This window comes from Deltaproteobacteria bacterium (genome assembly GCA_016874735.1).
Lineage (GTDB): Bacteria > Bdellovibrionota_B > Oligoflexia > Oligoflexales > CAIYRB01 > CAIYRB01.
The window spans coordinates 1-6,643 of sequence record VGTI01000108.1; the positions used below are offsets into that span (position 1 = coordinate 1).

The window sequence follows — 6,643 nt, forward strand, 5'->3', positions numbered from 1 at the left end:
AGAGCATAGGTAAAAAATGATCTCAGCTCCGAAACGCAGCAATCGGTCCTTGTGAGTGAGAATCAGCCGGTCCACGCGGCCACCGAGAATCAAGTGAATCAGTTTTTTGAGACCGCGCTTTTTGTAGTTTAGTCAGCTACCCAAGTCGTCAATGACCTCGTAATTTTCAGCTTCACGCGAGCAGTAGTCGTCAAGACGTTGCCTTTGGCGCGCCAAGTCCTCCTTTTGGTCGGACGATGACACCCGAGCGTAAGCGACCGTGATACGCGCGCTCACATCCGCGATAAGGCCCAAGCTGTCTTGCAGGACGCGTAGCGAGTAGCGACGATGTCCGCCTGGCGTCCGGTACGCCGCCGCGATAGTGCCCTCTTGCTCCCACCGGCGCAGCGTTGAAATGGATGTGCCAAGTGCCCGACTCGCTTGACCTATTGACAAATACATAGGCGATACCTCCCAGCGTCCTATCGGCATGGCGGGCGTAAGCTATTGAATGGGCACATTTAGGTGAGGATTTGGCTAGCTGTAGCCAGCCCCTGTACAGTAGGGTCATCTCAATGGTTAGTGAGCTATGTTGATCGGCGAGACGGTCTCCCCACACCCCATTGATTGCTGCGAGTAGGGGGCCAGACTTCAGCTCTGGATGCTGGATCAGTGGGCTTAATTTCGCTAGTCCAAGGTCGATACCCTGGCCGACGGCGTGCACGATATGCCGGATCGCTTTGTAGCTTGGTGCTGTAGACACCTTATAGAGTGGCTCAAACGGTCGATTGAGTAGGCGGGGCCCGGATGCAATACTATGGTGCATAGCCTCCACTGTGTTAGTCACGGCGTGCGTGGCTGCAATAATGGTCTTAAAACCATCCCTCAGCTGTGTAGCCAGAGTTTTTGTTTGGGGCATCGTCGTCTCCACTTGGGCGTTCCCACGCCAGCATCAAAAATACCTGCGTATCAAAGCGCGCGCATACAAGGCGGTATGCTCCGTCGTCTCAAATCCAAAGAGCGACCCCCCGTAATAGGTGGCCTGCTCACCTTGCAGCCCTTCCAATGCTGGGTAGTAGCCCGCAGCCAAGTCCTTGGGACCGACATGAGGGAAGTACCGCCACTCCTTCCGCGTAATTAGCTTGAGGACGCGTCCACCGATCTTGCTGATATCGGCCGAGGCCAGATCAGTTGCTTCGTCAGCCGTGATCGTATCTGTTAATAGCTGATAAACCAAAAAAACATTAGTGTCAGGATAGGGTTGTACCAGGAAATTGATATGCCCAGCAGAGGACGCGGATATATGGTCTGCAAAACTTGCCGTCACTAATCCCTCCGCCTCTATCAAGGTTACCATATACCTCAGATACCTGACGCGTTGAAAGAGGCGCCTCTCCTGCTCCGTACAGTCTAGAAATCCCAGCACAGCGTCGACGGGTGCCGTGATAATGAGAGTATCAAACAGCTCGCTTGAGCCCTTCGTTGTGATCTTGATGGGCGAGCCGTGCTGACGATGTACAGAGCTTACCGGGCTATTGAGATGAACTCTCAGGTCAGCTGCCATATCGCGACAAAGCTGCTGCCAACCCTTGGTAAATAATTGCCAGCTCTGGTGAAGTCCGAAGGATAAACCGCATGCGACGAGGTCTTTCACGACGATGGGTGCCAGTTTCATGAGATAGAGTGCCGGGATCTCGTCATAGTAACCGTAGCCACATCCCGTCATGAACGACTGGATGCACCCAACTGCTGGCGCGATGTGCGCACTCTCGCTGAATGTACTCATGGTCTTAAAGAGCGTGGGCGCATTTTGCCCAAAGCCAGCCTCCTGGCATTTGCTGTCGCGCCACATGGCAGAGGTCAGTATGCGGCGAGCGGCTTGTGTGAAGTTCAGAATCCCGCAACGATCTCTGATGAAATCGAAATAGGTCCAGAGCTTGCCGTCCTTTTGCACGAGGGACGGCGTGGCAGCGTCAAAGTGCTCTTGATGGTAGGTTGCAGCAAGCTCAGATATCATGCGGAACTGTCGCGAGAAAATGATAGCTCCCATTTCATACGGCCGATTTTGGTAGACGGTCGTTTTAATCTTGCCGCCGACGTCAGACTCTTTCTCAAAGATATCAACGTTTGTGTAACCGCGGTGGCGCAGCTCGAGCGCGGCAGTCAGACCGGCCATCCCGGCGCCGATGACGGCTATACGTTGCTTCTTATCCTTGAGCGGACTTCTTGCTCCCATAAGACCAACCTTTCCTCGTGACCCGCAAACCTGACTGCGCGTCTTACGACTGGTTCACAAATGAGGGTGCATAAACTGATCCACTTCTTTAGCCTTTACCGGTATAGAAATGTGACCGTTCACGCCCACGTCGCGGCTATCAATCATTAACCCCCTTAAGCTGGCTTTTTAATAGAAACGTTAAAATAATTATGTTAACAATCAAAAATTAGTAACAGGAACCGGAGCCCCTGCGCCGACTGCCTCCTTGGCACGGTCCTTGCTTTGGGGGGCGATCATCACCGCGTCTGGCGGTTTAGTGTTGAAACTGACGGCTATCGTTGCCGTTGCCATCATTGAGGTCATTCGTGCATATGTTGAAAGAGATCGTTTTTGCTTCGTTCGTATTAGCTGCATGTCATGGTGGACGACCAGACTCTCGGCCTCTGAGTGCCGCAGAAGCAACACTAGCGCCGCAGATGTTTTCTGGTTTCATCAGTTCCCAATTGCCGGCAAAGGGGACCTGCTTTGCCCCTAGAGCCGTGTTGACTGAGGTCGGGACGTTGATGGCTGGTTTACCTACATTCGAAGACGACAGATTCGACCCAGCGCAACTAGGCAGCGTGCTCTCCACTGAGCCGCTGGCATGGGCGGATTGGACGACGGCACCGTCTCTTGTGCCTGAACGCGCGCACCTTGTTGCTCGTGACTACCGACTCGACTTTGAGGCTGGCGAGTCCGATTTACTTAAAACGTTGGCCACAATATCGAAGGAAGGGACGCTCTTTCATTCACGTGCGATGCTAACGCGCTCGAAATTACGTGTGGAGAGATCTGTTGAGCACGAAAATTTCCAAGTCACGGCATTCGGCAAACATGTTAAAGAGGTAAGCCTTGCCCTTTACGAATCCGAGCCTGACAAGGCAAAAGCAAGCAAGCTAGTCGCTAACTATATCACCGCCAACTGCGGCAATAGCTATGTCTACCAAATTCTCGGTGGCACTGTGACCGATTTCGTTATTCATGGCGTCTTCTCCAATGGTCAAGATGCGATACGGCTCAAAGGAGCGATCAGTCAAAATCGGGAAGTCGCACCTGAGTATTACAACACGCCCAACGACGTGAAATTCATCGCCACTCTTTGGGCCTCGGGCCTAAGCGATGATGTAGCCCGTACTATCAGTCCCGAGCTCACCCGGATCGAAGGGACTCAACATGGATTCAAAGTAGAGTGCGGCAGCAAGATTAGCGACTACCAAGACTGCTACACGCGGCTACGTGGTATCGGCGACGCGATCAATTACGAATCTTTGCCGCGTGCGCCTATACACTTCGTTGTCGACAGGTACCGTCCAACAGTGTTTCGCGGCATTGTTGATCAAGAGTTCGGCGACGACGCCACGCGCATTGCCGATCTGATCATGAGCACATGGCGCCTCGACAATAACAGGTACATCCAGGATTATGACAGCTTCGCTCACACCACACGGGCTGTTTACCGAGACCTAGTGACCTGGGGAACCAAGGGTGATACGGTCTCGGCCGCAGTCGCTTCGGTTAAGGCTGATCTGGAGACTAAAGCCAAAGAATTTTCTGAGCTTATCTCCACGTGTAAAAATGCACCTCTGGACTGTGCGGTTCGGTAACGGAAGCTGTGATTCTTTCTGAGGGTGCTTTAGTAGTGGGGGGGGTCAGCATCCCCCTTGTTACAAAATAACAACAATCATTGTTTAGCTAGTATTGATAATAATAAAAATTAATATAAATTACCTCAGTCTGCATAAAACCTATATCTTTTGAGGTAAGCAATGATTTACTTACGATTTGTCCGAGTCGCTCGCATTTTCAGTGCTTTGACCCTCGCAACCTCACTCTTCGCCTCGGTCAGCTCCGCTGCCAAGGCTGAGCACAAGATCATCACCGAGACCCCCGTCGATAATCTCAAGGTCGAAGTGGAAGACATAGCCGGCCCGGCGATCGCGCCCTATCAGCGCATCCAACTGCACATCACGGCAGAAGCGCGGCTGCCCTCGGGGCAAGAAGAGCCAGTCGATATCGTTGAGAATGTCGTGCCTGTGCCTATCGACGAAACCTCGAGTGCCCTGAGTATGACGCCGCTTTTCCGTGACGGGACCACGGTCATCGCGCGGGAGCGGCTAGCCGACGGCGCATACTTTCCGATCGGTCACATAAATAGCGACCAGGAACTAGTGCTCGATAGCAAATACTCCCTGAGTGTTGTTTACCGTCAGTATCGCTACACGTTGCACGACCGCATCGTGAGTACTGTCCTAGGCGGTAACACCGAGGACTTTGACAGTGTGTTCGTCAGGATCGTAAAAATCTAAAAATTCGGTTGAAAAAAACTGCGGCAAGATCAATGCCGCGTCGCCATCGTTATCCCTGAAGCTTCTTGGCCATGATAAGTACTGTGGAGCCGGAATAATCGGTGCCACGTAAGATCCGATCGAACAGTTTGATGAGGATCCATCTAGCCCTAGAGATGATCCCCGCGAAAGATGCGGGATCTTTAATGCGTTGGGAAATAGTGAACGTTCGGAGACTTACTAATTCGTAGCCATTTTTTTTCAGCGAATCCCGATATCTGTGGACTGGATGATCGGTCTCATTGGGAGTAGCAAGTCTATGCTTGATTACCCACTCTGGACCCAGCAAACGCTCAAGTATTCTTCTGGTCGACTTGAAGAGACGGCTGACGGGTGATGATCCATTGGGTTCAATAAGCACAAGTAGCCCTGATGGTTTGGTCCAGTGGCTGATGTTTGCTGTCACCAGGTCGATCGTAGGGAAGTGATGTAAAATGAACGGGCAAATGACCATAGAAAACTGATCAGGGCTGAAAAGTGACCGATCTTCAAGGTCACCTACTAATGGATCGTAGCGCGTAATGGTTTGCGAGCGACATACGTCGATCATACGCTGCGAAATATCTACGCCAACAATTGTGGATATTTGGGGGAACTCGCTCAGAAAGCGCCGGCCAAAGGCCCCAGTGCCGCATCCGCACTCGAGAGCTGCGCCTTCCGGCAGGAGTTCTTGTCGCCTCATCGTCGCAAAGATGGTCGAATATAAGGACTCGCTTAGCAATTCATAGTGTCCGTTTGCCGCGACACTGTCAAAAAAAGTGATCTCGTACTCTTTATTTTGACGCGGTGATATCATGCATGATTCCCGTAGGTCGCTGGTAAGTCGGCGTATTATGTATAGAAATAGCCTAGCACAATGTCATAATAATGACCTCAGCGCGGCTCCCGCCACGCCCCGGACAGTGCAGGTGCGAGAGTCTCGCTTTTGAGTCATTCTCTCCAGCGGACCGGAGGGACGCGCTCCTGTTGAGGTCACATTGGCTCGGGATTTGTGATGTCGAGCTCTACTTAGCGATAGTTACAAAATAATAAATATTATTTGTTTATAATTGAATTGTATAAAAAGTAATATAAACTGCATTGGTATGATTTAATTCTACTTAAACCTTAATCCATTGAGGTAAGCGATGAATAACTCATTTTTTTTAGCAGTTGTCCGCGCGCTCGCTGCCATAACACTGTCCACCGCGCTCTTCGCTCCGGTTAGTGCCGCCGCCATTCATAAGGAACACAAGGTCATCACTGATACACCCGTCGACAACCTCAGAGTCGCGGTTGAGGACGTGGCTGACACTACGACCGGGCTGTATCAACGCATTCAGCTACTTATCACTGCTGATGTGGTGCTGCCTTCGGGACAGGAAGAGAATGTGGCGATCACCGAAAAAGTGGTGCCAGTAGCGATCAAGGACGTGCCCGGGGCTCTGAGTATGACGTCGCTTTTCCGTGACGGCGACACAGTCATTGCTCGGGAGCGGCTATCTGACGGAGCATTCTTCCACATCGGTCACATCGATAGTGACGGAGAATTAGTTCTAGATAGCAATTACGAGTTGCAAGTTGTTTATCGCCAGTATCGGTACACGCTACATGACCGCATCGTTGGCAGTGTCCTTGGCACTGATACCAAAGACTCCGATAGCGTTCTTGTAAGCATAGTAAACAGCAAAAACATGAAGTAGTTTAGTGGACTGAGCGAGTGAGCTCAGTCTCATGTCGCCTGACAAATCGAAGGGTGGCTGGTGCCGCTGATCGTAACAGCAACCACGTGCCGTAGATTACGGTCCCTCTAATTGGAATCATCGTAAGTGGTGGGCCGCTTGACTGCCCGGCCCGCCGCTTCATTACGAGTGGTCAGATTCTGGATTTTTTCTCCGCGCCTCCCTCCCCTCTGCGCCGGCGCAGCGGCAACCAGAGAGGCAGCCCTCAAGGACTTAAATTTTTTAACCTGATCTACTTGCATGTTGACGTTTCAAGATCAGATGTCCGACCATGTCGTTTCCAATTAGGCTAAGAAAATGCCAGTCTCCGCGAGTTAACACTTGGAGGGGACATCGTGCAT

Annotated in this window: 6 protein-coding genes; 3 read left to right on the plus strand and 3 right to left on the minus strand. The window is 51.6% G+C overall.

All coding sequences use genetic code 11. From position 1 onward, the window contains the following. Positions 1 to 132 precede the first annotated feature (132 nt). The gene (locus FJ146_18880; GenBank protein ID MBM4254037.1) at positions 133 to 471 is read right to left on the minus strand and encodes a MerR family DNA-binding transcriptional regulator; all 339 of its coding nucleotides are present in this window, start codon (positions 469 to 471) and stop codon (positions 133 to 135) included. A gap of 460 nt (positions 472 to 931) precedes the next feature. After that, positions 932 to 2,215, minus strand: a complete 1,284-nt coding sequence (locus FJ146_18885; protein MBM4254038.1) for an FAD-dependent oxidoreductase — start codon at positions 2,213 to 2,215, stop codon at positions 932 to 934. A 347-nt stretch (positions 2,216 to 2,562) separates the two neighbouring features. Here FJ146_18885 and FJ146_18890 point away from each other — a divergent pair, with 347 nt between their 5' ends. Both FJ146_18890 and FJ146_18895 read left to right on the plus strand, forming a co-directional pair. Continuing rightward, entirely contained in the window at positions 2,563 to 3,840 is a 1,278-nt protein-coding gene (locus FJ146_18890) for a hypothetical protein (GenBank protein ID MBM4254039.1), read from the plus strand. 162 nt (positions 3,841 to 4,002) lie between these two features. After that, a complete protein-coding gene (locus FJ146_18895; protein ID MBM4254040.1) occupies positions 4,003 to 4,542 on the plus strand; it encodes a hypothetical protein in 540 nt (179 codons plus the stop codon). A 49-nt stretch (positions 4,543 to 4,591) separates the two neighbouring features. Here the strand turns inward: FJ146_18895 and FJ146_18900 are convergent, their stop codons facing one another. Then, entirely contained in the window at positions 4,592 to 5,377 is a 786-nt protein-coding gene (locus FJ146_18900; protein MBM4254041.1) for a class I SAM-dependent methyltransferase, read from the minus strand. A gap of 331 nt (positions 5,378 to 5,708) precedes the next feature. Here FJ146_18900 and FJ146_18905 point away from each other — a divergent pair, with 331 nt between their 5' ends. After that, positions 5,709 to 6,263 carry a hypothetical protein gene (locus tag FJ146_18905; GenBank protein ID MBM4254042.1) on the plus strand — a complete coding sequence of 185 codons (555 nt, stop codon included), beginning with the start codon at positions 5,709 to 5,711 and terminating at the stop codon, positions 6,261 to 6,263. The last annotated feature ends 380 nt before the right edge of the window (positions 6,264 to 6,643 follow it).

What these genes read in the sequence shown, in the direction of transcription:
- FJ146_18880 (MBM4254037.1), bottom strand. Translation starts at nt 471, where the DNA reads ATGCCGATAGGACGCTGGGAGGTATCGCCTATGTATTTGTCAATAGGT.
- FJ146_18885 (MBM4254038.1), bottom strand. Translation starts at nt 2,215, where the DNA reads ATGGGAGCAAGAAGTCCGCTCAAGGATAAGAAGCAACGTATAGCCGTC.
- FJ146_18895 (MBM4254040.1), top strand. Translation starts at nt 4,003, where the DNA reads ATGATTTACTTACGATTTGTCCGAGTCGCTCGCATTTTCAGTGCTTTG.
- FJ146_18900 (MBM4254041.1), bottom strand. Translation starts at nt 5,377, where the DNA reads ATGATATCACCGCGTCAAAATAAAGAGTACGAGATCACTTTTTTTGAC.
- FJ146_18905 (MBM4254042.1), top strand. Translation starts at nt 5,709, where the DNA reads ATGAATAACTCATTTTTTTTAGCAGTTGTCCGCGCGCTCGCTGCCATA.